Annotated in this window: 26 protein-coding genes; 20 read left to right on the top strand and 6 right to left on the bottom strand. The window is 67.3% G+C overall.

The window, feature by feature from the left end:
- Positions 1 to 195 precede the first annotated feature (195 nt).
- Positions 196 to 687: a 5-(carboxyamino)imidazole ribonucleotide mutase gene (gene purE / locus QN347_RS10640; RefSeq protein ID WP_189676130.1), complete on the bottom strand. Its 492-nt coding sequence runs from the start codon at positions 685 to 687 to the stop codon at positions 196 to 198.
- A gap of 119 nt (positions 688 to 806) precedes the next feature.
- Here purE and QN347_RS10635 point away from each other — a divergent pair, with 119 nt between their 5' ends.
- Positions 807 to 1,442, top strand: a complete 636-nt coding sequence (locus tag QN347_RS10635) for a hypothetical protein (RefSeq protein ID WP_322161229.1) — start codon at positions 807 to 809, stop codon at positions 1,440 to 1,442.
- A gap of 171 nt (positions 1,443 to 1,613) precedes the next feature.
- Here the strand turns inward: QN347_RS10635 and gpmA are convergent, their stop codons facing one another.
- Genes gpmA through QN347_RS10620 form a run of 3 tightly spaced genes read right to left on the bottom strand, consistent with a single transcriptional unit; the run spans position 1,614 to position 4,074 of the window.
- Positions 1,614 to 2,300, bottom strand: coding sequence for a 2,3-diphosphoglycerate-dependent phosphoglycerate mutase (gpmA, locus tag QN347_RS10630; RefSeq protein WP_322161227.1), 687 nt, complete (start codon positions 2,298 to 2,300; stop codon positions 1,614 to 1,616).
- A gap of 23 nt (positions 2,301 to 2,323) precedes the next feature.
- Positions 2,324 to 3,442, bottom strand: coding sequence for a M14-type cytosolic carboxypeptidase (locus QN347_RS10625; RefSeq protein WP_322161226.1), 1,119 nt, complete (start codon positions 3,440 to 3,442; stop codon positions 2,324 to 2,326).
- On the bottom strand, positions 3,439 to 4,074 hold the full coding sequence (locus QN347_RS10620; RefSeq protein WP_133190784.1) for a DUF4136 domain-containing protein: 636 nt from the start codon (positions 4,072 to 4,074) through the stop codon (positions 3,439 to 3,441). The genes QN347_RS10625 and QN347_RS10620 overlap by 4 nt, the downstream gene beginning before the upstream one ends.
- A 172-nt stretch (positions 4,075 to 4,246) precedes the next feature.
- Here QN347_RS10620 and ykgO point away from each other — a divergent pair, with 172 nt between their 5' ends.
- The gene (ykgO, locus tag QN347_RS10615) at positions 4,247 to 4,372 is read left to right on the top strand and encodes a type B 50S ribosomal protein L36 (protein ID WP_010160916.1); all 126 of its coding nucleotides are present in this window, start codon (positions 4,247 to 4,249) and stop codon (positions 4,370 to 4,372) included.
- 5 nt (positions 4,373 to 4,377) lie between these two features.
- Positions 4,378 to 4,986: an HAD family phosphatase gene (locus tag QN347_RS10610; protein WP_322161224.1), complete on the top strand. Its 609-nt coding sequence runs from the start codon at positions 4,378 to 4,380 to the stop codon at positions 4,984 to 4,986.
- Between the two features lie 145 nt (positions 4,987 to 5,131).
- Here QN347_RS10610 and pyk read toward each other — a convergent pair whose 3' ends face one another.
- Positions 5,132 to 6,589 carry a pyruvate kinase gene (gene pyk, locus QN347_RS10605; protein WP_322161222.1) on the bottom strand — a complete coding sequence of 486 codons (1,458 nt, stop codon included), beginning with the start codon at positions 6,587 to 6,589 and terminating at the stop codon, positions 5,132 to 5,134.
- Between the two features lie 80 nt (positions 6,590 to 6,669).
- On the opposite strand from pyk, the gene QN347_RS10600 reads away from it, so the two are divergent.
- From QN347_RS10600 to ftsH, 13 genes are all read left to right on the top strand, one after another.
- Positions 6,670 to 6,963, top strand: a complete 294-nt coding sequence (locus QN347_RS10600) for a DUF1244 domain-containing protein (protein ID WP_322161221.1) — start codon at positions 6,670 to 6,672, stop codon at positions 6,961 to 6,963.
- A 63-nt stretch (positions 6,964 to 7,026) separates the two neighbouring features.
- Positions 7,027 to 7,266, top strand: coding sequence for a DUF2312 domain-containing protein (locus tag QN347_RS10595; RefSeq protein ID WP_010185731.1), 240 nt, complete (start codon positions 7,027 to 7,029; stop codon positions 7,264 to 7,266).
- A gap of 112 nt (positions 7,267 to 7,378) precedes the next feature.
- Positions 7,379 to 8,122 carry a YebC/PmpR family DNA-binding transcriptional regulator gene (locus QN347_RS10590; RefSeq protein WP_133190776.1) on the top strand — a complete coding sequence of 248 codons (744 nt, stop codon included), beginning with the start codon at positions 7,379 to 7,381 and terminating at the stop codon, positions 8,120 to 8,122.
- A gap of 316 nt (positions 8,123 to 8,438) precedes the next feature.
- A complete protein-coding gene (gene ruvC / locus QN347_RS10585) occupies positions 8,439 to 8,924 on the top strand; it encodes a crossover junction endodeoxyribonuclease RuvC (protein ID WP_322161218.1) in 486 nt (161 codons plus the stop codon).
- A 43-nt stretch (positions 8,925 to 8,967) separates the two neighbouring features.
- The gene (ruvA, locus tag QN347_RS10580) at positions 8,968 to 9,561 is read left to right on the top strand and encodes a Holliday junction branch migration protein RuvA (protein ID WP_133190772.1); all 594 of its coding nucleotides are present in this window, start codon (positions 8,968 to 8,970) and stop codon (positions 9,559 to 9,561) included.
- 20 nt (positions 9,562 to 9,581) lie between these two features.
- Complete coding sequence (locus tag QN347_RS10575; RefSeq protein WP_322161216.1) at positions 9,582 to 9,788, top strand: type II toxin-antitoxin system HicB family antitoxin; 207 nt, start codon at positions 9,582 to 9,584, stop codon at positions 9,786 to 9,788.
- The gene (locus QN347_RS10570; protein ID WP_322161215.1) at positions 9,781 to 9,999 is read left to right on the top strand and encodes a type II toxin-antitoxin system HicA family toxin; all 219 of its coding nucleotides are present in this window, start codon (positions 9,781 to 9,783) and stop codon (positions 9,997 to 9,999) included. Before QN347_RS10575 ends, QN347_RS10570 begins: the two co-directional genes overlap by 8 nt.
- Positions 9,996 to 11,018, top strand: coding sequence for a Holliday junction branch migration DNA helicase RuvB (gene ruvB, locus QN347_RS10565; protein WP_322164132.1), 1,023 nt, complete (start codon positions 9,996 to 9,998; stop codon positions 11,016 to 11,018). The genes QN347_RS10570 and ruvB overlap by 4 nt, the downstream gene beginning before the upstream one ends.
- 100 nt (positions 11,019 to 11,118) lie before the next feature.
- Positions 11,119 to 13,386 carry a phosphoenolpyruvate--protein phosphotransferase gene (gene ptsP, locus QN347_RS10560; protein ID WP_206365587.1) on the top strand — a complete coding sequence of 756 codons (2,268 nt, stop codon included), beginning with the start codon at positions 11,119 to 11,121 and terminating at the stop codon, positions 13,384 to 13,386.
- Positions 13,387 to 13,493: 107 nt separating this feature from the next.
- Positions 13,494 to 14,465 (top strand): helix-turn-helix domain-containing protein, encoded by a 972-nt coding sequence (locus QN347_RS10555; RefSeq protein ID WP_189676119.1) that lies wholly within the window; start codon positions 13,494 to 13,496, stop codon positions 14,463 to 14,465.
- A 64-nt stretch (positions 14,466 to 14,529) separates the two neighbouring features.
- A complete protein-coding gene (locus tag QN347_RS10550; protein ID WP_322161214.1) occupies positions 14,530 to 15,549 on the top strand; it encodes a hypothetical protein in 1,020 nt (339 codons plus the stop codon).
- Position 15,550: 1 nt separating this feature from the next.
- Positions 15,551 to 16,660, top strand: coding sequence for a tRNA lysidine(34) synthetase TilS (tilS, locus tag QN347_RS10545; RefSeq protein ID WP_322161212.1), 1,110 nt, complete (start codon positions 15,551 to 15,553; stop codon positions 16,658 to 16,660).
- A 91-nt stretch (positions 16,661 to 16,751) separates the two neighbouring features.
- Entirely contained in the window at positions 16,752 to 18,719 is a 1,968-nt protein-coding gene (ftsH, locus tag QN347_RS10540) for an ATP-dependent zinc metalloprotease FtsH (RefSeq protein WP_133190758.1), read from the top strand.
- A gap of 335 nt (positions 18,720 to 19,054) precedes the next feature.
- Here ftsH and QN347_RS10535 read toward each other — a convergent pair whose 3' ends face one another.
- Entirely contained in the window at positions 19,055 to 20,119 is a 1,065-nt protein-coding gene (locus QN347_RS10535) for a DUF3667 domain-containing protein (protein ID WP_322161211.1), read from the bottom strand.
- 77 nt (positions 20,120 to 20,196) lie between these two features.
- Here QN347_RS10535 and QN347_RS10530 point away from each other — a divergent pair, with 77 nt between their 5' ends.
- Genes QN347_RS10530 through QN347_RS10515 form a run of 4 tightly spaced genes read left to right on the top strand, consistent with a single transcriptional unit; the run spans position 20,197 to position 22,658 of the window.
- The gene (locus tag QN347_RS10530; protein ID WP_322161209.1) at positions 20,197 to 21,465 is read left to right on the top strand and encodes a glutamate-5-semialdehyde dehydrogenase; all 1,269 of its coding nucleotides are present in this window, start codon (positions 20,197 to 20,199) and stop codon (positions 21,463 to 21,465) included.
- A gap of 31 nt (positions 21,466 to 21,496) precedes the next feature.
- Positions 21,497 to 21,763 (top strand): CopG family transcriptional regulator, encoded by a 267-nt coding sequence (locus QN347_RS10525; protein ID WP_133190752.1) that lies wholly within the window; start codon positions 21,497 to 21,499, stop codon positions 21,761 to 21,763.
- Positions 21,760 to 22,044 (top strand): type II toxin-antitoxin system RelE/ParE family toxin, encoded by a 285-nt coding sequence (locus QN347_RS10520; RefSeq protein WP_133190750.1) that lies wholly within the window; start codon positions 21,760 to 21,762, stop codon positions 22,042 to 22,044. The genes QN347_RS10525 and QN347_RS10520 overlap by 4 nt, the downstream gene beginning before the upstream one ends.
- Positions 22,041 to 22,658 (top strand): nicotinate-nucleotide adenylyltransferase, encoded by a 618-nt coding sequence (locus QN347_RS10515; RefSeq protein WP_133192108.1) that lies wholly within the window; start codon positions 22,041 to 22,043, stop codon positions 22,656 to 22,658. Before QN347_RS10520 ends, QN347_RS10515 begins: the two co-directional genes overlap by 4 nt.
- Positions 22,659 to 22,665: the final 7 nt, after the last annotated feature.

The following is a 22,665-nucleotide window of genomic DNA, read 5'->3' as shown; positions in this document are numbered from 1 at the left end:
CCCCCCCCCCCCCCCCCCCCCCCCCCCCCCCCCCCCCCCCCCCCTTTTTTTTTTACACCCACAAGCCGCCATACAGATGTGTATAAGAGACAGGATGGGTTGGCCCGTGGTTCGGCCGGGCACCCGCCCTAGGCCGACCCACCCCCAACCCCTTCCTTTCAGGGAGGGGAGGAGACGGGAAGCAGCCGTCGAGCATCATTCCGGATCGATCGCCACGCCATCGGTCTGCGCGGCGCGCCACGACTGCAGCCGCGCGCTCAGCGCCGCGTCCGACAGCGCAAGGATCGCCGCGGCGAGCAATGCCGCATTCTTCGCGCCCGCCTTGCCGATCGCCAGCGTGCCGACCGGGATCCCCGCCGGCATCTGGACGATCGAATAGAGGCTATCGAGGCCCTTCATCGTCTTGCTCTCGACCGGCACGCCGAGCACCGGCAAATGTGTCATCGCCGCCGCCATTCCGGGCAAATGCGCAGCACCGCCAGCGCCCGCGATCACCACCTGCAATCCACGTTCCGCGGCACCGGTCGCGTAATCGTAGAGCCGCTGCGGCGTACGGTGCGCCGAGACGACCTTCGTCTCGTGCGCAACGCCCAATTCGGCGAGCAAATCGGCCGCATGGTGCATCGTCTCCCAATCGGACGTGCTGCCCATGATAATGCCGACAAGGGGGGACGCGCTCTGTGCCATCGCACCCGACTAGCGAGCGGGGTGCCGCAGGGCAACCACTCCGCCGTCATATCGCAAGCGGAACTTGTTCGACGTCGCGCGGGTTGGGCGAGTCCATACAGTCATATCGGACACACGCCATGACCCGTCTTTCGACCCTTTCGTCCGTCGCGCTTGCCAGCGTGCTGGCATTCTCCGCCCCCGCCTTTGCCGAGGGCAAGCACGACCGCGCCGAGCAGGCGATTGCCGAAGCGCGCGCCAAGATCGACGCGTCGGCCAAGGTCGGCGCGACGACCGAGACGCCGCGGCTCCAGGCCGATGCCCAGGCGCAGCTCCGCGCCGCCGAAGAGCATCTCGCCGCTGGCAAGAAGGCCGAAGCGATCGACGATGCGCACCGCGCGTCGCAGCTTGCCGACACCGCGCTTGGCCAGGCGCAGCGTGCGCATAACGATGCCGCCCATGCCGCCACGACCAACGCCCGCAACGTCGCAATGGACGCGCAGGCCGACGCCGCAGCCGCCAACGCCCGTGCGAACGCCGCCGAGCAGGCCGCCGCTTCGGCAGCCGCCGACGCAGCCGCAGCACGGTCGGCGCCGCCGGTTGTCGTCCAGGCGCCTGCACCGACCACGACGGTAACGACCGAGACGACCAAGACCGCGGCGCCTGCCGTTCGTCACACCGCAGTCAAGCGCGTCGTGCGCAAGGCAACGACGCGCCGCGCTGCACCTGCGCGCGTGACCGAGAAGACCACGACGACGGTGACGACGGGCCAGTAAGCCCGAGCGATGGTTTGATCCCCTCCCCCGGCGATCGGGGGAGGTGGACGCTGAGCAGTCAGCGAATAGTGGAGGGGGCAACATGCGCTGTGCGCGCTATCGATCTCCCTCCACCATCCGTTTGAAGAAGGCGAGCAGTTCCCCTTTCCGCCCAGCGGCCGAGCTAAGAGCTCAGCGCTCGCTCAAATAATAACGATCGGTCGCCGCCAGCGAATCGTCGAGTTCGTAGACGATCGGCTGCCCGGTCGGGATTTCGAGCGTCGTAATCTCGTCATCGGGGATCCCCGACAGATGCTTGACGAGCGCGCGCAGCGAATTGCCGTGCGCCGAAATGACGACGCGCTGCCCGTCGCGCAGAGCAGGCGCGATCCGCCCCTCCCAATATGGCAGGACGCGTGCAATCGTGTCCTTGAGACTCTCGGTCGCGGGGATGTCGATCCCGGCGTAGCGGCGGTCTTGCGACAGATCGTATTCGCTGCCGGCTTCGAGCGGCGGCGGCGGGATGTCGAAGCTGCGGCGCCAGATATGGACTTGCTCCGCACCGTGCTTGGCGGCGGTCTCGGCCTTGTCGAGCCCGGTCAGCCCACCATAATGCCGCTCGTTGAGCCGCCAGTCCTTCTCGACCGGCAGCCACAATCGCCGCATTTCCTCAAGCGCCAGGTTGAGCGTCTTGATCGCGCGCGTCTGGAGCGAGGTGAAGCAGAGATCGAAATCGAGCCCCTTCTCCGCCATCAGCCGCCCCGCCGCGCGCGCTTCCTCGACGCCCTTGTCGGTCAGATCGACATCCCACCAGCCGGTGAAGCGGTTCTCGAGGTTCCAGGCCGACTGGCCGTGGCGGATCAGGACGAGGGTGGGCATCGGGGTCTCCTTTGCGAGGGGACCTAGATTGCGTCGATCATGTCGGCAAGCACTTCGAGACAGGCATGCGCCAGCGTCTTCGAGCGCGCGCCCGACCAGCCGAACTCGGCATCGGGGTTGGGGTCATGGTCCTTGAACGGCATTTCGAGCGTCATCGACACCGCACCGAACCGCTCGGCGAGCTGGTTGGTCGACATCGACAGGTTGGCCTTGCCCGGTGCCGCCTTGTCATAGCCGCGCGCGGTCTGGAAATCGGGCGAGTGCGCCGCGAGCCGCTCGCCGAACTCGGTATATTTGGCGCCGAGCGCGTCGGTCCAGGACGGGATTCCCTCGAACCCGGCGAAGAAATTCGCCGCGATCGCCTCGTCGCCATGCACGTCGATCGCGAAGGCGACGCCGGTCGCATCCATCGCATCGCGGACGCACAGCACTTCGGGGCTCTTCTCGGGCGTCGGCGTATGCCATTCGCGGTTGAGGTTCACGCCCGCCGCATTGGTGCGCAGATGCCCGCGGAACGAGCCGTCGGGGTTCATGTTGGGGACGCAGTGGAAGGTCGCCTTTTCGCGCACGGCGCGGGCCACCGGATTGGCGGCATCGGTCAGCCAGTCGAGCGCGCCTTCCATCCACCACTCGGCCATGCTCTCGCCGGGATGCTGGCGCGCATAGAACCAGACGTGCTTGGGGCCGCTGCCGATATCGAGGCAATCGATCGCACGTCCGTCGAGCGACTGGCCGAGCTCGCGATGCGTCACGCCCGGCTGCCCCGCGATGCGGGCGACGAGCGCGTCGTGCTGCTCGATCGTATAGGGTTCGAAATAGGCGAACCAGACGAGTTCGCTGTCGCCGTTCCACTCGAACTCAAGCATCCCGTCGACGTAGCGCGTCGGGATCATCCGCCATGCCAGGCGATCGGTGCTCGCGCGCACCTTGTAGCCCGGCCAGCCAAACGGATAGGCCGATTGCGCAGCGTTGGTGATGCGCAAGGTGAGCGTCCGCCCCTTCGCGCCGGCGACGCGGAAGTGGAACCACTGGAAGAAGTCCGACTGATGGTCGAGCCGGATGGCGAGATCGACGCGGTCGCCATCAATGGCGACCACGTCGATGTTTCCGCTATCGAAAGCGGCGTTGATGGTGATGCTCATCGCACCGTAATAGTGCGACCCGATTCCCCGGGGAAGCCCAGGAACAGCGCATGCGACAATTTGGCTGCCGCGGCGTTGGCTTGTGCCGCAGGCGCCTCGCCGGGCGAGAAGGTCTGCGCATGGCCTTCCCAGATCACCGTCGCATCGCGGCGGCGGCGGATCTGCACGGTCAGGTCGGTGAGCACGACGGTGCGGTACTTCTGCTTGCCGATCGGGAAGGAGATCCCGCCACCGAGGCCCACGCCGCCACCGCCACGATAGCCGCCACCACCGCTATAGCCACCGCCGCCGAGGCCGATGCTCACGCCGCTGCCGCCATTGCGCGGCGGCGCCGGGCGCGTCGTCCGCGTAAAGCCGACGACCGCGAGATATTGCGCATCGGGATCGGTCTTGGGGACGGTGAAGCCGTGCGCCAGCGCCTCGGTCTGGACGGCGGCGGCATAGGTCTTGAACTCGAGGCTGGCGGGGCCGCCACCGGGCGCGGGTTCGACCGCGAGCGTCCCCGTCTCGAGCGGCGTTGCCGTCGATCCGAGGTGAAACCGCGTCACTTCGACCGGACCACTCGTCGTCGTCGTCGCGCAGGCGCTCAAGCTCGCTGCCGCGGCAATTGCCATTCCCAAAGCCAGCTTCATACTCTTGTCCTTGTTATCACAGTCGTTGCAGGGGTGTAACGCCTGGACCCGGGCTTCGGGTTCCGTCGCTATAGCGCGGCGTATCGACGCGGTCGCGCTTGACTTGGGGAGGGCGCGACCATATGCGCAGCGGCTCTTTTCCACATTCCAGATTTTGCAAAGCGAATCGATCATGAAGATCCGCAATTCCCTGAAGTCGCTCAAGGGCCGTCATCGCGATAACCGCGTGATCCGTCGTCGTGGGCGTACCTATATCATCAACAAGACCAACCGCCGCTTCAAGGCCCGCCAGGGCTAAGCGACGTGACGCGGGCCGTCGTCTTCGACGTCGGCAACGTCTTGTACGATTGGAATCCCAGATTCCTCTATGAGCGCCTGATCGGTGACGATCGGGCGCTCGATGCATTCCTGCGCGATGTCGCGACCAAGGAATGGCATTTCCAGCATGACGCTGGCCGTCCGTTCGCCGAGACCTCGGCCGAGCTCGCCGCCGCGCATCCGCAGCATGCCGCTCTGATCGCCGCCTGGGGGCCGCGCTTCGGCGAGCAGCTTGGCGGGATGTTGCCGGGGATGCGCGACCTCGTGCGCGAACTCGAGGAGGCGGGCGTGCCGCTGTATGCGATCACCAATTTCTCGGGCGAGTTCTGGCCGTCGTTCCGCGACCGCGAGGCCGATCTGTTCGATCGCTTCGACGACATCGTCGTCTCGGGCGACGAATTGCTGACCAAGCCCGATCCGGCGATCTACCGCCGTGCGCTTGAGCGATTCGGCTTGCGCGCGGAAGACACGCTGTTCGTCGATGACCGCGAAGACAATGTCGCGGGCGCGCAGAGCGTCGGGATGGGCGCGGTGGTCTTCACCGACGCCGCGACGCTGCGCGCGGATCTCGCGCGCTACGGCATTCTCGCCTAAGCCACGCCTTCGGTTCCATCGCGTAGCACCCACTTCATCACCCCGGCCTTGTGCCGGGGCCCACCGTGCCGCGCGCGCTCGGGCGGCAGGGTGAACATCGCAGTGGACCCCGGGACAAGCCCGGGGTGACCGTGAGGGGTTGGACCTAGCTCGCATACCCCTTCAGCTCATCGCCACTGACCCGCACGACGTGGAGCACGTTGGTCGACCCGGGCGTCTTGAACGGCACGCCCGCGATCAGGATGATGCGGTCGCCCGCCTTGGCGAGATTGTGGCGCAGCGCCATGCGCTTGGCCTTGGCGACCATCTCCTCGAACGAATCGACGTCCTTGGTCAGGATCGCATAGGCGCCCCACAGCAAGCCCGCCCGCCGCGCGGTCTCGGGGTTCGGGGTAAGGATCATCAGCGGGACGCCGGGCCGCTCGCGCGCGACGCGGCGGGCGGTCGAGCCCGAGGCGGTGAAGCAGATGATCGCGGCGGCCTCGACCGTCTGCGCGATGTTCTTGGCGGCTTCGGCCAGGGCATCGGCGGTGGTCGGGTCCGAGCGGATCACGGTGAAGTGGATCCGGTCGCCATGCGTCGGATCCTTTTCGACCGCCTCGCCGATCGCGTTCATCATCGCGACCGATTCGGTCGGCCACGCGCCCGCCGCGCTTTCGGCCGAGAGCATGATCGCATCGGCGCCGTCATAGATCGCGGTCGCGACGTCGGACACCTCGGCGCGCGTCGGCGAGGGCGAGGTGATCATCGATTCGAGCATCTGCGTCGCGACCACCACCGGGCGGCCCAGGCGGCGCGACACTTCGATGATGCGCTTCTGCAGCGGCGGGACGCTCTCCGGCGGCATCTCGACGCCCAGATCGCCGCGCGCGACCATCACGCCGTCGCACATCTCGACGATTTCCTCGAGCCGCTGGATCGCTTGCGGCTTCTCGATCTTGGCGAGCAGCGACGCCTTGCCGCCGATCAGTTTGCGCGCCTCGGCGAGATCCTCGGGGCGCTGGACGAACGACAACGCGATCCAGTCGACGCCCTGGTCGACCGCGAAGGCGAGATCGCTGCGGTCCTTTTCGGTCAGCGCCGCCATCGGCAGCACGACGTCGGGGACGTTCAGCCCCTTGCTGTTCGAAAGCGCGCCGCCGACCACGACCTCGGTGACGATCGTCGTGTCGGTGTGGTCGGTCACGCGCAGCACGAGCTTGCCGTCGTCGAGCAACAGGCGCGCGCCGGGCTCGATCGCCTCGAAGATCTCGCGATGCGGCAGCTCGACGCGGGTGGTGTCGCCGGGCGTGGTGTCGCGGTCGAGCGTAAAGGTCTGGCCTTTGACGAGTTCGATCTTGCCGCCCTCGAACTTGCCGACGCGGAGCTTCGGCCCCTGCAGATCGGCGAGGATCGTGGTCGGGCGCTGATAAATCTTCTCGAGCGCGCGGATCGCCTGGATGACGGCGATCTTCGATTGCTGGTCGCCGTGGCTCATATTGACGCGGAAGGCGTCGGCGCCCGCTTCGAACAGCGCCGCGATCATTTCGGGGGTGCTGCTGGCGGGGCCGAGCGTGGCGAGGATACGTACCTTACGCGCGCGCGGGGCGATGGTCTTGATCATGGGGAGGTCCTTGCCGTGGGGAGGCTGTACGGCTGCTGCTCTACCTCCTATCTCGCCACGATCAACCGTGGAGCGAAACGATGCGCGATTTGGATGGACTGGATGATGCCGTAGCGGCGGCGGCGTTTCGGCGGCTGGTGCGCCATCTGCGCCACCGCAGCGACGCCGAGAATATCGACTTGATGGGGCTGGCCGGTTTCTGCCGCAACTGCCTGTCGGACTGGGTCGAAGAGGCAGACGGCAGCATGACCAAGGACGAGGCACGCGCGATCGTCTACGGCATGCCGTACGCGCAGTGGAAAGCCGAGCATCAGGGCGATGCGACGCCCGGGCAGCTCGAGCGGATGCGCCAGAGTGTTTCGAAGAATGCGTGACGGCGGCGCTGCGCTGGCCTAAAGCGCGCGCCTTTCACTGATTCAAACCCCGGGGGATTTACCGTGAGCGACATTATCGCCGCCGACCAGCTACGCCTTCTCATCGAGCGCATCGAGCGCCTCGAGGAAGAAAAGAAGGGCATCGCCGACGACATCAAGGACGTGTACGGCGAAGCGAAGTCGACCGGCTTCGACGTCAAGACGATCCGCTCGATCGTGCGGCTGCGCAAGATGGAGAAGCATCACCGCGAGGAAGCCGAGGCGCTGCTCGAGACCTACAAGCAAGCGCTCGGGCTCGACTAAGCCGACCCGTCATGCTGAACTCGTTTCAGCATCCATGCGATCGGCCGAGCGTCGCCCATGGACCCCGGCTCCCACGTCCGGGGTGACGACACTGTAGTTTGAGAGAGATCCAATGGCAGGCCATTCCAAATATAAGAACATCATGTACCGCAAGGGCGCGCAGGATAAGAAGCGCTCGGGCATGTTTTCCAAGCTGTCGCGCGAAATCACCGTCGCGGCGAAGATGGGCCTGCCCGATCCCGACATGAACCCGCGGCTGCGCATGGCGATCAACGCCGCCAAGGCGCAGTCGATGCCCAAGGACAATATCCAGCGCGCGGTCGACAAGGCGAGCAAGGGCGATACCGAGAATTACGAGGAAATCCGCTATGAGGGCTTCGGCCCCGGCGGTGTCTCGCTGATCATCGAAGCGCTGACCGACAACCGCAACCGCACCGCGACCAACGTACGCACCGGCATGGCGAAGAATGGCGGCAACATGGGCGCTTCGGGCTCGGTCAGCCATGCGTTCGACCGGATGGGGCTGATTTCCTATCCGGCTTCGGCGGGCGATGCCGAAAAGGTGTTCGAGGCCGCGCTCGAAGCCGGCGCCGAGGACGTGCAGTCGAGCGAGGACGGCCATGAGATCTGGACCTCGAACGATTCGCTCCACGAAGTCGTGACGGCGCTGACACCGGTGCTCGGCGAGCCCGAAGGCGCCAAGCTCGCCTGGCGCCCGCAGACGATGGTCGAAGTCGGCGAGGACGATGCGGCGACGCTGTTCAAGCTGATCGACACGCTCGACGATGACGACGACGTGCAGACCGTGTGGGGCAATTACGAAGTGTCCGACGCGATCCTCGAGAAGCTTGGGTGATCTTGGTTTCACGCGAAGGCGCGAAGGCACGAAGAGAAGAAGGTTCGTTCGCGCGGAGGCGCGGAGGCGCGGAGGTGGTGCGCTCTGGATCGGGCACCACCACTCCTCCGTCATGCCGGGCTCGTCCCGGCATTCACCGTGCCGCACTTGCTGCGCGTGATGCGCTCGGACGTCGGTGGGCCCCGGGACAAGCCCGGGGTGACGAAAGCGGCGTAGCCACCCCGCAACCTTCTTCTCCGCGCCTCCGCGCCTCCGCGCGAACAAACCCCTTCTTCGCGCCTTCGCGCCTTGGCGTGAATCCTGTTCGCGCAGCGCAATGCTGATCCTCGGCCTCGACCCTGGCCTCGGCACGACGGGCTGGGGGCTGATCCGCGCCGAGGGCAACCGGCTCAGCCATGTCGCCAACGGCAAGCTCAAGACCGACACCGCCGCCACGCTGCCGCGCCGGCTCGCGCATCTCGACGCGATGCTCAGCGCGTTGATCATCGACCATGCGCCCGATGGGTGCGCGGTCGAGGAAGTGTTCGTCAATTCCAACCCGCAATCGACGCTCAAGCTCGGCCAGGCGCGTGGCGTCGTGCTGTGCGCGGGCGCGCGTGCCGGGCTCGAGGTCGGCGAATATGCTGCGCGGCTCGTCAAGAAAGCTGTGGTCGGCACCGGCGGCGCGGAGAAGGCGCAGGTCCATGCAATGGTCTCGGTGCTGCTCCCCGGCGTCAAGATCGACGGCGCCGACGCCGCCGATGCGCTCGCGGTGGCGATCTGCCACGCGCATCATCTCGCGAGCGCGCGGCGATTGTCCTGATTTCGCTTTCCCGCAGCATCCCGTTCCTGTTACGTACCGGCGCATGATCGCCCATCTCAAAGGCCGCCTCGATGCGACCGGACTCGACCATGCCGTGATCGACGTCGGCGGCGTCGGCTATCTCGTCGGCGCGTCGAGCCGGACGCTCGCGAGCATCGGTCCGGTCGGCGAGGCGGTGATGCTGCATACCGAAATGCTGGTGGCCGAGGATTTCATCCGCCTGGTCGGCTTTTCGAGCGCTGCCGAGCGCGACTGGTTCCGCTTGCTCACCGGCGTGCAGGGCGTCGGCGCGCGCGTCGCGCTGGCGATTCTGTCGGCGCTCGAGCCGACCGACCTCGCCCGCGCGATCGCCGCCCAAGACAAGGCAATGGTCGCGCGTTCGAACGGCGTCGGGCCCAAGCTCGCCGAACGCATCGTGCGTGAACTGAAGGACAAGATCGGCGGGGTCGAACTCGGCCACGCCGCGTCGTCGATCATGCCGGTGGGGGCCGGCGCGGACGCGGTTTCCGCGCTGCTCAATCTCGGCTTCCGTCCTGCCGAAGCCAGCGGTGCGGTGGCGGCGGCGGAGGAGGAATTGGGGGCGGGTGCGACGCTCGACGCCCTGGTGCGGCTGGCGCTGCGCAAGGCGGCGAAGTAATGCAGAGCGAGGAGATGACGATGCACATGACTGCCGTCCTGACCGCCGCCGAAGAGGGTAGTTTCAACGCCTTCAACCCTGAAACCGACACGGGCAGTCAAGGCGACACGCTCGAAGACGCGATCGCCAATTTGCGCGAGGCGGTCGAACTCTATCTCGAAGAGTTTCCGATGAAGGTCGGCGCGCCGCCGGTCGTGACGTCGTTCGAAATTCCCGTTCATGCCTAAGCGCCCCGTCGTCTCCGGGGCGCAAGCCGTCCGCGCGCTGGAACGACTGGGATACGTCGCGATGCGCCAGCGCGGCAGTCACGTGGTGCCGCGTCGCGCGGAAAGAGGCTGCGTCGTGCCGCTGCACGGGGAGATCCGGGCCGGCACACTCGCCACCATCCTTCGGCGGGCCGACGTGCCCGACGAGGACTTTTTCGGAGCCATTCGCTGACCGACGACCGCATCCTCGCGCCCACGCGCAAGTCCGAAGACATCGACGCCGCGCTGCGTCCCAAATCGCTCGACGATTTCGTCGGGCAGAAGGCCGCGCGCGAGAATCTGCGCGTGTTCATCGCCGCCGCCAAGGCACGCGGCGACGCGCTCGATCATGTACTCTTCTTCGGCCCGCCGGGGCTCGGCAAGACCACGCTCGCGCAGATCGTCGCGCGCGAAATGGGCGTTGGCTTCCGCGCAACCTCGGGGCCGGTGATCGCCAAGTCGGGCGATCTTGCCGCCTTGCTCACCAATCTCGAGGATGGCGACGTCCTCTTCATCGACGAGATCCACCGGCTACAGCCCGCGGTCGAGGAAGTGCTCTACCCGGCGATGGAGGACCGCGCGCTCGATCTGATGATCGGCGAGGGGCCGTCGGCGCGCTCGGTGCGGATCGACCTGCCGCGCTTCACGCTGATCGGCGCGACGACGCGGCAGGGGTTGCTCACGACCCCTTTGCGCGATCGCTTCGGCATCCCGGTGCGGTTGAGCTTCTACACCATCGAGGAGCTCGAAAAGGTCGTGTCGCGCGCTGCGCGGCTGCTCGACCTGCCGCTGTCGAGCGATGGCGCGACCGAGGTCGCGCGGCGCTCGCGCGGGACGCCGCGGATCGCCGGGCGGCTGCTGCGCCGCGTGCGCGATTTCGCGCATGCCGCAGGGCATGACCTGGTCGATGCGAAGGCTGCCGATGCCGCGCTCAATCGGCTCGAAGTCGACCGGCTCGGGCTCGACGCGATGGACCGGCGCTATCTGATGATGATCGCCGACATCTATCGCGGCGGACCGGTCGGGGTCGAGACGCTGGCGGCGGGGCTGAGCGAGCCGCGCGACACGGTCGAGGAAGTGATCGAGCCGTATCTCATCCAGCTGGGCCTGATCGCGCGGACCGCACGCGGGCGCTGCCTGAATGCGGGCGGGTGGAAGCATCTCGGCCTCACGCCGCCCGAAGGCGCGCAGGAGAGCCTGTTCGATAGCTGACCTAAAAGCCCCTGCCCTGAAGGGGAGGGAAGGACCAGAGAAGCAAATCTTGTGCGGCGCACGATAGCCAAGCCCCGCACCAATCTGTTAGCCCATTCGTATGACTGCAGCCGCCTCCGCCCGCGAAATCCTCGTTCGTCTTCACGACGTGATGGCCTCGCGCACCGCGCCGCAGGCCAAGCTGAACGCCGTCGTCGCCATCGTCGGCGAAGGCATGGCGAGCGAAGTGTGCTCGATCTATTTGCTGCGCGAAGGCGTGCTCGAACTCTACGCCACGCGTGGTCTTGCGCAGGAAGCGGTCCACGTCACCAAATTGGCGCTTGGCGAGGGGCTGGTCGGCACGATCGCGCAGCAGGCCGAGATCCTCAACCTCGACGAAGCGTCGAGCCACCCCGACTTCGTCCAGAATCCCGAGACCGGCGAAGAGAAGTTTCGCAGCTTCGCCGGCGTGCCGATCATCCGGCGCGAGCGCGCGATCGGCGTGCTGTCGGTCCAGCATGTCGATCCGCGCCGCTATGACGAGGTCGAGATCGAGGCGTTGCAGACCGTCGCGATGGTGCTGTCCGAACTGATCGCCAATGCCGAGCTGGTCGATGCGAGCGGCGCCGCGACGATGCGCCCGCAATCGACCGCGCCGATGCGCATCATGGGTCTGAAGCTCGTCGAGGGCATGGCGAGCGGTTACGCCGTGTTCCACCAGCCGCGCGTTCATGTCGAGCATACCGTTGCCGAGGATACCGAGGCCGAGCGCCACCGCGTCTATGCCGCGTTCGACAAGATGCGCGCGCAGATCGAGCGGCTCGCCAGCCAGGCCGAGTTCGGTGGCGGTGGCGAACATGAGGAGGTGCTCGAGACCTACAAGATGTTCGCCTATGACGAGGGCTGGGCACGGCGGATCAACGAGGCGATCGATTCGGGGCTGACCGCCGAGGCCGCGATCGAGCGTGTCCAGCAGCGCACGCGGATGCGGATGCGGCAGATCGACGATCCCTTGCTCGCCGACCGGATGCACGATCTCGAGGATCTGTCGAACCGGCTGCTGCGCATCGTCTCGGGCCAGATGGGGACCGCGGCGCAGATGGGGCTGCGGCAGGACACGATCCTGATCGCGCGTAACTTGGGGCCCGCCGAGCTGCTCGAATATGACCGGCGGCGGCTGAAGGGCGTGTTGCTCGAGGAAGGGTCGCTCACCGCGCACGTCACGATCGTCGCGCGCGCGATGGGGGTGCCCGTGCTCGGCCGCGTTCGCGACGTGCGGCGGCTGATCGGCGAGGGCGATCTGCTGCTGCTCGACGTTACTGCCGGCAATGTCTTCGCGCGGCCGTCCTCCGCGATGGAGGAGGTTTTCGATACCGCGCTCAACCTGCGCCAGAAGCGCCGCGCGGTGTTCGCCGCGCTCAAGACCGAGGCGCCGGTGACCAAGGACGGGCATCGCCTGACGGTGATGGTCAATGCGGGCTTGCGCGACGACGTGGCGGCGCTCGACGTGACCGGCGCCGATGGGATCGGGCTGTTCCGCACCGAATTCCAGTTCCTCGTCTCGGCGACGTTGCCATCGCGCGAGCGCCAGCAGCGGCTCTACAAGGACGTGCTCGACGCTGCGGGCGACCGCCCGGTTATCTTCCGCACGGTCGATATCGGCGGCGACAAGGCGCTGCCCTATCTCAACAAGGAAGATGCCGACGAGGAGAACCCCGCGATGGGCTGGCGCGCGATCCGGCTCGCGCTCGAACGCGGCGGGTTGATGAAGGTCCAGGCGCGCGCGCTGCTCGAGGCGGCGGCGGGGCGGACGCTCAGCGTGATGTTCCCGATGGTCAGCGAGCCATGGGAGTTCGACGAAGCGCGCGCGCTGTTCGAGGCGCAGCGCGAATGGCTGAGCGCGCGCGGCAAGAAGATGCCGAGCGAGATCCGCTACGGCGCGATGCTCGAAGTCCCGGCGCTTGCCGAACAGCTCGATTTGCTGCTGCCCAACATTGCGTTCCTGTCGGTCGGCACCAACGACCTGACGCAGTTCCTGTTCGCGGCCGACCGCGCCAATCCCAAGCTCGCCGAACGCTATGACTGGCTGAGCGGGGCGATCCTGCGCTTCCTCGCAAAGCTCGTCGCGCCGACACGCGCGGCCGGGGTGCAGCTCACCGTCTGCGGCGAGATGGGCGGGCGGCCGCTGGAGGCGATGGCGCTGATCGGGCTCGGGATCGAGCGGCTGTCGATCACCCCGGCGGCGGTCGGGCCGATCAAGGCGATGGTGCGCTCGCTCGATCGCGCCGCGCTCACCGTGTTCATGGCCGATCTGCTCAAGACGCCGCCGCGCGACATGCGCGGGGCGCTGCTTGCATGGGCGGGCGAAAACGGTGTCGAACTGGCGTGATCGTACGGCGGGCGGCGTGACAAGGCGTTGACTTGTCCCGCCCCCTTTGTGAGACAGCCGCTGGGCAAGGGACATATCGGGCCGCACGCGCCTTGCCGGAGGAAGTGATGACCGAACCGATCCCGGCCGACGAGCCGAAGCTGTTTCCCAAGACCGCGGGGGACACGCTGCGCGAGGCGCGCGAGGCGCAGGGCCTGTCGCTTGCCGAAGTCGCCGCGCGGACGCGGATCCCGGTGCGCCAGCTCGAGGCGATCGAGGAGGGCAATTATGCGGCGCTTCCGTCGATCACCTATTCGGTCGGCTTCGCCAAGGCCTATGCCCGCGCGGTCGGCGTCGACGAGGTCGCGATCGCGCGCGAAGTCCGCGGCGCGAGCGACCAGCCGAGCGCCAAGCGCACCAATTACGAAGCGTACGAAATCGACGAGCCGTCGCGCGTTCCGCCGCGCGGCCTGGCGATCACCACCTTGCTGATCGCGGTCGTGGTGCTGATCGGCGCCGGGCTGTTCTACGGCACCTCGCTGTTCCGCGGCGATGGCGAGCCCGCCAGCGCCCCGAGCACACAAAGCGCCAATACCATCGCGGCCGCCCCCACCGTAGCCCCGTCGCCAAGCGTGCCGACCGGTGCAGTCGTGCTGACCGCGTCCGACGAGGTGTGGCTCCGGATCTACGACACGGCCGGCAAGACGATCCATCTCGGCACGATGAAAGCGGGCGAGAGCTATACCATCCCCGCCGACGCGGTCGGCCCGATGATCAATGTCGGGCGCCCCGACAAGCTGCAGGTGACCGTTGGTGGCACCGCGGTCGCGCCGCTCGGCGACGGCAAGCGCGCGATCAAGGACGTACCGCTCGACGCCGCTGCGCTCACCGCGCGCGGCACCGCGCCCGCGGCCGCGGTGACGCCTTCGGCCGCTGCTGGACCGACGGCGCGGCGCGAGGAGACACGCTCGACGCGGACGCGCACTGCGGCATCGACTTCGGCGCCGTCGTCGTCGCTCCAGCCGCTCAACATCGCGGCGCCTGCCGCGGTGGCGCCCGAACCGGCCGCACCCGCCGCCGCTCCGACGCCCGCCCCTTAACGCTGGCGGCACAAGGCTAATGTCGGCTATGCTACTCGCTTCATCAGCACCGGGGGGTGTACGAATGCGTAACCATCTATTGACCGCTTTCCTGCTCGCCGGGAGCATGCTGAGCGCGCTGCCCGCGAATGCGCAGAGCAGCAGCGGCAACGGGCGCGCGATCGAGGGCCGGGTCGACCGGCTCGAAGGCGAGATGCGCGCGGTGCAGCGCAAGGTGTTCCCCGGTGGCAGTGGCGGCAGCGGTGGCCAGTATATCCAGCCCGACAATCGTCCGGCCGATCCCGACGCGATCCTCGGCGGATCGCCGACCAGCCCGGTCGCCGATTTGACCGCACGCGTCGATTCGCTCGAAAACCAGCTGCGCACCTTGACCGCGCAGACCGAGACCAACCAGCACCGCCTGCAAGGGCTCGACAGCCGCCTGAAGACGCTCGAGGCCAATGCCGCCGCGGCCGCTGCTGCGGCGACACCTGCGGCTGTGCCAGGGGATGACGGCGGCAGCTTCGACCGGCCCGTGCCCGCACGCCCGACGGCGGATCGCACCTCCGATCGCGGGTTCGACCGACCCGCCACTCCACCACGCCCCGCGCCGGCAAAGTCGACGGTGACCCCGCCGCCAGTGGTCAGCACCAAGGATCCGGCGCGCGCGCAGCAAGTCGCCGCGGTCGAGCGCCCCGATTCGGGCGACGTTGCCGAGGACACCTATCTCTACGGCTATCGCCTGTGGGCGGCGCACCTCTATCCCGAGGCCGAGGCGCAGTTCACCACGGTCACGACCAAGTTCCCGACGCACAAGCGCGCGAGCTATGCGCAGAACCTGCTCGGCCGCTCGTATCTCGAGGATGGCCAGCCGTCGCGCGCGAGCCTGGCTTTCTACGACAATTACAAGAAATGGCCCGATGGCGACCGCGCGCCCGAGAGCCTCTATTACCTCGCCCAGGCGCTGGTGAAGCTCGACAAGCCCGCCGCACAAGTGTGCAAGGTCTATACCGAGCTCCAGCGCAGCTATGGCGCGAAGGTCGATGCCGATGTGCGGATGAAGGCGGGCGTCGCCAAGGGTCGTGCTGCTTCCAACTGCTCGTGAGATGATCGCGCCCGATCGCGTGCCGGTGGAGCCGGCACTGGTCGCGCGGTTTACCCGGGATGTCGAGCGGGCGCGCCCGCTCGCCCCCGTCGATCGTCTGGCGCTCGCGGTATCGGGCGGGCCCGACAGCATGGCGCTGCTCGCGCTCGCCGCTGCCGCGTTTCCCGGACGGATCATCGCCGCGACGGTCGATCACCGGCTGCGCGTTGCCGCCGCCGACGAGGCGCGGATGGTCGCCGATTGGTGCGCCGCGCAGGGCATCGCGCATGCGACATTGGTGGTCGACGACGCGATCGGCACGCGCGCGATCCAGGCGCGCGCGCGCGACCGGCGGTATGCGCTGCTGCTCGAATGGGCGGCTGCGGCGGGAGCGATCTGCCTCGCTACCGCGCACCATGCCGACGATCAGGCCGAAACTTTCCTGATGCGCGCGGCGCGCGGGGCGGGGGTCGCCGGGCTCGGCGGTATTCGCGCGCACCAGCAGCTCGGCGCGATCGCGCTGATCCGGCCGTTGCTCGGCTGGCGGGTCGCCGAATTGCGTGCGCTTGCTGTGACGCACGCACTGCCCTTCGTCGATGACCCGAGCAACGCCGACCCGCATTACGAGCGCACCCGCTTTCGCGCATTGCTCCGCGACACGCCGTGGCTCGACCCGTTGCAGATCGCGCGCGCCGCGGCGCACGCGGCCGAGGCCGATGCCACGATACGGGGGATGGAAGACTGGCTGTGGCAGACCCGCCGCAGCCCCACCCCCAACCGTCACCCCGGCCTCGTGCCGGGGACCACCGCCGTCCACGAGCAACATCCGCACGACGTGCGGCACGGTGGATGCCGCGACGCGCCCGGTATGACGGGGGAGGGGGGCGTCGTCATCGACCTCGACGTCGCGGACCTACCCCGCGAGTTGAAACGCCGCCTCGCCCGGCGCGCGATCCACGCCGTCCGCGCGGCGCACGCGCTCACCACGCCAGCCTTTACCGACTCGGCCAATATCGAACCGCTGCTCGACGCGCTCGAAGCCGGCAAAGCCGCGACCCATGCGGGAATCCTGGTCGCGGTGCGCGACACCATCTGGAATTTTGCGCCACAACCGCCGCGTCACTCACACTGATCGACGATTTGATCGACGATTGCGCGGGCCGTTGCATTGCCATTAATCGCACTGTGCTTATCTTATGGGTCACGAAAGGTATCCCGTGCCCATGAACGACAATGACAAGCAGCCCGGCGGCGACTCTGGCGGGCCCAACCCCTGGATGAAATCGCTGCTGATCTGGGTCGGCATCCTCGTCGCGCTGGCGCTGTTCGTGACGCTGATCGACAATCGTTCGGTCGGCCCCAACGTCAACGGAATCGCCTATTCGCAGTTCCTCGACCGTGTCCAGAACGGGCAGGTCAAGGACGTCAACATCGCCGGCGAAGTCGTCACCGGCACGATGAGCGACAACACAAAGTTCCGCACCTATGCGCCGCAGGACCCGCGCCTGACCGATCGTTTGCGCGAGAAGAACGTGACGATCACCGCCAAGCCCGAGGAAGGCGCGCCGATCTGGCAGGTCCTGCTCGTTAATTCGCTACCCTTCTTCCTGTTCCTCGGCCTCGGCTATTTCGTGATGCGCCAGATGCAGAAGAACTCGGGCTCGGGCGCGATGGGCTTCGGCAAGAGCCGCGCGAAGATGCTGACGCAGAAGGAAGGCCGCGTGACCTTCAACGACGTCGCGGGCATCGACGAGGCCCGCGAGGAGCTGCAGGAAATCGTCGAGTTCCTCAAGGATCCAACCAAGTTCGCGCGGCTCGGCGGCAAGATTCCGAAGGGTGCGTTGCTCGTCGGCTCGCCCGGCACCGGCAAGACGCTCCTCGCGCGCGCGATCGCAGGCGAGGCGGGTGTGCCGTTCTTCACGATTTCGGGCTCGGACTTCGTCGAGATGTTCGTCGGCGTCGGCGCGAGCCGCGTGCGCGACATGTTTGCCGAAGCCAAGAAGTCGGCACCGTGCATCGTCTTCATCGACGAAATCGACGCGGTCGGCCGTCACCGTGGTGCGGGCCTCGGCAACGGCAATGACGAGCGCGAACAGACGCTCAACCAGCTGCTGGTCGAGATGGACGGCTTCGAGGCTTCGGAAGGCATCATCATCGTCGCGGCGACCAACCGCCCCGACGTGCTCGATCCCGCACTGCTCCGTCCGGGTCGCTTCGATCGCCGCGTCACGGTGCCGCTGCCCGATATCGAGGGCCGCGTGAAGATTCTCGAAGTGCACATGAAGAAGGTGCCGCTCGCGCCCGACGTCGATGCGCGCACGCTCGCACGCGGCACGCCGGGCATGTCGGGTGCCGATCTCGCCAACCTCGTCAACGAAGCGGCGCTGATGGCGGCGCGGCTCGGCAAGCGGCTGGTGGCGATGGCGCAGTTCGAGACCGCCAAGGACCGCGTCATCATGGGCACCGAATGGCGTTCGCTGGTGATGACCACCGACGAGAAGCGGATGACCGCCTATCACGAGGCGGGCCATGCTCTGGTTCGTGTCCACACGCCCGCGTCGGACCCGATCCACAAGGCGACGATAATCCCGCGCGGTGGTGCGCTGGGCATGGTCGTGTCGATGCCCGAGCGCGACAATTACTCGTATCACCGAGACAAGATGTATGCCGATCTCGCGACCGTGATGGGCGGCCGCGTGGCGGAAGAGCTGATCTTCGGCTACGACAAGGTGTCGAGCGGGGCCTCGGGCGACATCAAGCAGGCCACCAAGCTCGCCCGCGCGATGGTCTCGCAATGGGGCATGTCGGACGCGCTCGGCCCGCTGCAATATGAAGAGCAGCAGGGCGAGACCTTCCTCGGCTACTCGCAGACGCAGCGCCAGAACATGTCGAACGAGACCGCGCTGATGATCGACAGCGAGATCCGCAAGCTGGTCGATGGCGGGCTGGCGCAGGCGCGCGAAATCCTGACCGAGCATATCGACCAGCTCCATCGCATTGCCGGCGCGCTGCTCGAATATGAGACGCTGACCGGCGATGAGATCAAGCGCCTCGCGTTCGACGGCGATATCGGCCGCGACGATGCCGATGCGAAGGTGTCGATCGTGCCCGGCGCGGGGACCTCGATCCCGAAGACGCGCCGGCCCAAGGGCGGCGGGCCGTTCGGTAATCCGGCGCCTGCCGGGGCGTAACGCCCGCGGGACTGGAACGGTTAAAAAGCCGCGTCCGACAAGTGTCGGGCGCGGCTTTTTCGTACCTGCGCGGTATGCGGACGCTTCTGCGCTGTTTCCGCATCCGGTCGTCTTTGAGCGTATCAAAGGACTATCGTTATCGCTGCGACCAAGAGAATGGACGAGCTTCGACGCGCACAGCACGACCGGGACTAGGCGGGCGCGATCGAAACGTGGTCGCTTGCGTGCTCCGCCACGGCGCTAAGCCGCCGTTCGCGCTGAGGAACGAGCAGGCCGCGTAGGCAGTGCGACTTTACGGGGCGCCTCCCGTGGCGCTGCAAGCGGGCGGGTCGCCGCTATTCCATAATCCCCATTGCCAGCAACAGGCAGGCGAAGGCGGTAAGCGCGATCCAGGCGAAGACGATGAGCGCGACCGTTCGCCACAGCGCCGAGCGTTTGCGCAGCGTGTAGGCACCCCGCAACTGTGCGAACATGTGCACCGGCGGCACGAACATCACGAGCAACCCGATCAGTCCACTGCCAACGCCGATAGCGCCGGCGGTGCTCAGCGAGGCGACCAGCATCATCATGAAGGCGAGCGAATAGGTCACGAAAATGGCGTGGTCGTAGAGTTTGTAGCGCCGCCGCCACAGGAAGAGCAGCGCGACGAACGGAGTCGAGATCGGGATCAGCGCCCAGCTGTATTTGTAGGCGCTCGACTGCAGCTTGTAGAGCGCCAGTCCGGGATTGGCCTTCACTTTGGCGATGCCCTTGTCGAGCGCGTGCCAGTCGGTGCGCAGCCCGGAAAGCGGGACGTCGCCGATCGTGACGCCCGACCCGCCATCCATCACGCTACGCGCGACCTGCAGGCTGCGCAGATCTTCCTGCACCTTAGCGATCTTGGCGTCGGCATTGGCGCGGCGCGGTGCGGTTTGCAGCCGGGCGAGCTTGGCCTGTCCCTTGGCGATGTCGGCGTCGATATTCTGCAATGCGGTTTCGCGCGCAGCGGGGGGCAAGTCGGTGCCGAGCTCGCCGCCAAAGGCGTGGATCGTCGCAAACATCAGGAACACCGCGAACAGGAACAGCGCCAGCGGCGACACGAAGCGCGCGCGTTCGCCCGCGATGTAGCGCCGCGTCAGCGCGCCGGGCTGGAACACCAGCATCGGCACGGTGCGCCAGATCTTGCCTTCGAAATGGAAGACGCCGTGAAGCAGATCATGCCCGATCGAGTGGAGCGAGCGGTGGACATGCCCGCTTTGCCCGCAGGCGTGGCAGAACTCGCCGTGCAACGCGGTTCCGCAATTGAGGCACAGTCCGTGCGCGAGCGGTCTGTGCGCGGTTTCGCCTGCAGGCGGCTCGACCGCACGCGCGACAAAGAGTCCCGTGGCGATATCGCCCGCTGTATCGATTCCCCCCGACATTGCGGCAGCATAGCAGTGGCTTTGGCGAATGCGATAGATTTTGCCGCAAGGGGCGCGGTCGTGATACCGCGAGCGTCATGACCGACGCCACGACCCTGCTCGCCACCATGACCGATCGCGCCCGCGGCGCTGCCCGCACGCTCGCGACGCTGCCGACTGCGGTGAAGGCGCGCGGACTGCTGGCGGCGGCGCAGGCGTTGCGCGATGCCGCGCCGGCAATCCTCGCGGCGAATGCCAGCGACATGGCGAAGGCGACCGCCGCCGGCTTGTCGGGCGCGATGCTCGACCGGCTCAAGCTCGATACCGCGCGCGTCGCGAGCATGGCCGACGGTGTCGCCGCGGTCGCAGCACTCGCCGATCCGGTCGGCGCGGTGATCGACGAGAGCGTGCGGCCCAACGGGCTGCGCTTGCGCCGCGTCCGTGTGCCGATCGGCGTGATCGGGATCATCTATGAAAGCCGCCCCAACGTTACCGCGGATGCCGCCGCACTCGCCGTCATGGCGGGCAATGCCGTCATCCTGCGCGGCGGTTCGGAGGCGATCGAGAGCAACCGTGCGATCCATACCGCGCTCGTCGCGGGACTGGTGGCCGAGGGTATTCCTGCCGATGCTGCGCAACTCGTGCCGACCACCGATCGTGCTGCGGTCGGGGCGATGCTGACGGCGGACGGGTCGTCGGGCGCCGCGGCGATCGATCTGATCGTCCCACGGGGCGGCAAGGGGCTCGTTGCGCGCGTCCAGGCCGAGGCGCGCGTCCCCGTGCTCGCGCATCTCGACGGGATCAACCATATCTATGTCGACGGCTCGGCCGATCCGGCGATGGCGAAGGCGATCGTCGTCGACGCCAAGATGCGCCGCACCGGCGTGTGCGGCGCGATGGAGACGTTGCTGATCGACCGCGCCTATCCCGATCCGGCGGGCCTCGTCGCGGCGCTTTCGGCTGCCGGCTGCGAAGTGCGCGGCGGGCCTGGCCTGCGCGCGCTGGTGCCGGGCCTGGCCCCCACGACCGATGCCGATTGGGATACCGAATATCTCGACGCGATCGCGTCCGCCGGGCTGGTCGACGGCATCGATGGCGCACTGCGCTTCATCGCCGCGCACAGCTCGCACCACACCGACGCGATCGTCACCGCCGACGAGACCGTGGCGACCCGCTTCCTTGCCGAGGTCGACAGTGCGATCGTGCTGTGGAACGCCTCGACCCAGTTCGCCGATGGTGGCGAGTTCGGCCTCGGCGCCGAGATCGGCATCGCGACGGGGCGCCTCCACGCGCGCGGCCCCGTCGCGCTCGAAGGGCTGACGACGTACAAATGGGTGGGTTACGGCAGCGGGCAGGTGCGGGGTTGATGGCGGTCGGGCTCCGGTGTAATTTGCCGCGATGAACCATCCTGCGCCTTTTTCGCGATCGGTCACGATCGACCTGGACGATGAGACGGCTGCGCGGGTCGCCAAAGCAGCGGCTGCGCAAGGGATAACCGGAGCCGCATTTGCGGCCGAAGCCATCCGGCGAGTCATTGAGAGCGAAGACGATCTTCTCGCCTTCATCCAAGTCGGGATTGATGCGGCCGATCGTGGTGCCCTGACCCCGCAAGCTACCGTCTTCGAAAACCTGCGCCGCCGGAGGCAGCAGCGCGCCGTCGCATGAGGACCGTCGAATGGAGCGACCCCGCGATCGCCGATCTCGAGGAGATTGACGATTACTGGTCGGCATATTCTCCCGACGCCGCCGAGCGGATTGCAGCCCTGATTGAGGAGGCAGCCGAATTCGTCGCGGCCACCCCGGCAGCAGGGCCGGCGATTCCCGAGGTCGACGCTCGAAAATGGCGCGTCGCGCCCACCGACTATCTCCTTCTGTATCGGGTAAGCGACACGCACATCGAGGTGCTGCGTATCCGTCATGCGCGCGAAAATTGGATACGGACCTGACCCGCGTCGGCATCCTCGGCGGCTCGTTCAATCCAGCTCATGCCGGCCACCGCGCGATCAGCCTTGCAGCCCTCGATGCGCTAGGGCTCGACGAAGTGTGGTGGCTCGTCTCGCCCGGCAATCCGCTCAAGGAGAAGAGCGGCGACATGGCCCCCTACGCCGCGCGCTTTGCCTCTGCGGTGCGGATGGCGCGCCACGCGCCGATCCGCGTCAGCGCGATCGAGCACAAGCTCGGCACGCGCTACACCGTCGATACCGTCACCAAACTCCGCCGCGCTTTCCCCAAAAAGCGCTTCATCTGGCTGATGGGATCGGACAATCTCGCGCAGTTCGACCAGTGGAAAGGGTGGCGCCGGATCGCCCGCGAGGTTCCGATTGCGGTAATCGCGCGTCCGGGGTATGAACGTGCTGCTCTCGCGGCTCCCGCGATGGGTTGGTTGCGGCGCGCACGTCGGCCCGCACACCAGGCGAAGAACTGGACGCAGTGGAGATTGCCGGCACTCGTGCTGTTGCGCTTCCGCCCCGACCCGCGCTCCGCGACACAGCTTCGTGCTGCCGACCCCGCCTGGCAGCGGCATTTCCTGCCAGCCGTCCCGACCCCACCTTCTGCATAGGAATCAT

Origin of the sequence: Sphingomonas sp. 10B4 (assembly GCF_035019905.1) — a bacterium.
Lineage (GTDB): Bacteria > Pseudomonadota > Alphaproteobacteria > Sphingomonadales > Sphingomonadaceae > Sphingomonas > Sphingomonas glacialis.
This window is presented reverse-complemented; position numbering and strand designations above follow the sequence as displayed.

What these genes read in the sequence shown, in the direction of transcription:
- purE (WP_189676130.1), bottom strand. Translation starts at nt 687, where the DNA reads ATGGCACAGAGCGCGTCCCCCCTTGTCGGCATTATCATGGGCAGCACG.
- QN347_RS10635 (WP_322161229.1), top strand. Translation starts at nt 807, where the DNA reads ATGACCCGTCTTTCGACCCTTTCGTCCGTCGCGCTTGCCAGCGTGCTG.
- gpmA (WP_322161227.1), bottom strand. Translation starts at nt 2,300, where the DNA reads ATGCCCACCCTCGTCCTGATCCGCCACGGCCAGTCGGCCTGGAACCTC.
- QN347_RS10625 (WP_322161226.1), bottom strand. Translation starts at nt 3,442, where the DNA reads ATGAGCATCACCATCAACGCCGCTTTCGATAGCGGAAACATCGACGTG.
- QN347_RS10620 (WP_133190784.1), bottom strand. Translation starts at nt 4,074, where the DNA reads ATGAAGCTGGCTTTGGGAATGGCAATTGCCGCGGCAGCGAGCTTGAGC.
- ykgO (WP_010160916.1), top strand. Translation starts at nt 4,247, where the DNA reads ATGAAGATCCGCAATTCCCTGAAGTCGCTCAAGGGCCGTCATCGCGAT.
- pyk (WP_322161222.1), bottom strand. Translation starts at nt 6,589, where the DNA reads ATGATCAAGACCATCGCCCCGCGCGCGCGTAAGGTACGTATCCTCGCC.
- QN347_RS10600 (WP_322161221.1), top strand. Translation starts at nt 6,670, where the DNA reads ATGCGCGATTTGGATGGACTGGATGATGCCGTAGCGGCGGCGGCGTTT.
- QN347_RS10590 (WP_133190776.1), top strand. Translation starts at nt 7,379, where the DNA reads ATGGCAGGCCATTCCAAATATAAGAACATCATGTACCGCAAGGGCGCG.
- ruvC (WP_322161218.1), top strand. Translation starts at nt 8,439, where the DNA reads ATGCTGATCCTCGGCCTCGACCCTGGCCTCGGCACGACGGGCTGGGGG.
- ruvA (WP_133190772.1), top strand. Translation starts at nt 8,968, where the DNA reads ATGATCGCCCATCTCAAAGGCCGCCTCGATGCGACCGGACTCGACCAT.
- QN347_RS10575 (WP_322161216.1), top strand. Translation starts at nt 9,582, where the DNA reads ATGCACATGACTGCCGTCCTGACCGCCGCCGAAGAGGGTAGTTTCAAC.
- QN347_RS10570 (WP_322161215.1), top strand. Translation starts at nt 9,781, where the DNA reads ATGCCTAAGCGCCCCGTCGTCTCCGGGGCGCAAGCCGTCCGCGCGCTG.
- ptsP (WP_206365587.1), top strand. Translation starts at nt 11,119, where the DNA reads ATGACTGCAGCCGCCTCCGCCCGCGAAATCCTCGTTCGTCTTCACGAC.
- QN347_RS10555 (WP_189676119.1), top strand. Translation starts at nt 13,494, where the DNA reads ATGACCGAACCGATCCCGGCCGACGAGCCGAAGCTGTTTCCCAAGACC.
- QN347_RS10550 (WP_322161214.1), top strand. Translation starts at nt 14,530, where the DNA reads ATGCGTAACCATCTATTGACCGCTTTCCTGCTCGCCGGGAGCATGCTG.
- tilS (WP_322161212.1), top strand. Translation starts at nt 15,551, where the DNA reads ATGATCGCGCCCGATCGCGTGCCGGTGGAGCCGGCACTGGTCGCGCGG.
- ftsH (WP_133190758.1), top strand. Translation starts at nt 16,752, where the DNA reads ATGAACGACAATGACAAGCAGCCCGGCGGCGACTCTGGCGGGCCCAAC.
- QN347_RS10535 (WP_322161211.1), bottom strand. Translation starts at nt 20,119, where the DNA reads ATGTCGGGGGGAATCGATACAGCGGGCGATATCGCCACGGGACTCTTT.
- QN347_RS10530 (WP_322161209.1), top strand. Translation starts at nt 20,197, where the DNA reads ATGACCGACGCCACGACCCTGCTCGCCACCATGACCGATCGCGCCCGC.
- QN347_RS10525 (WP_133190752.1), top strand. Translation starts at nt 21,497, where the DNA reads ATGAACCATCCTGCGCCTTTTTCGCGATCGGTCACGATCGACCTGGAC.
- QN347_RS10520 (WP_133190750.1), top strand. Translation starts at nt 21,760, where the DNA reads ATGAGGACCGTCGAATGGAGCGACCCCGCGATCGCCGATCTCGAGGAG.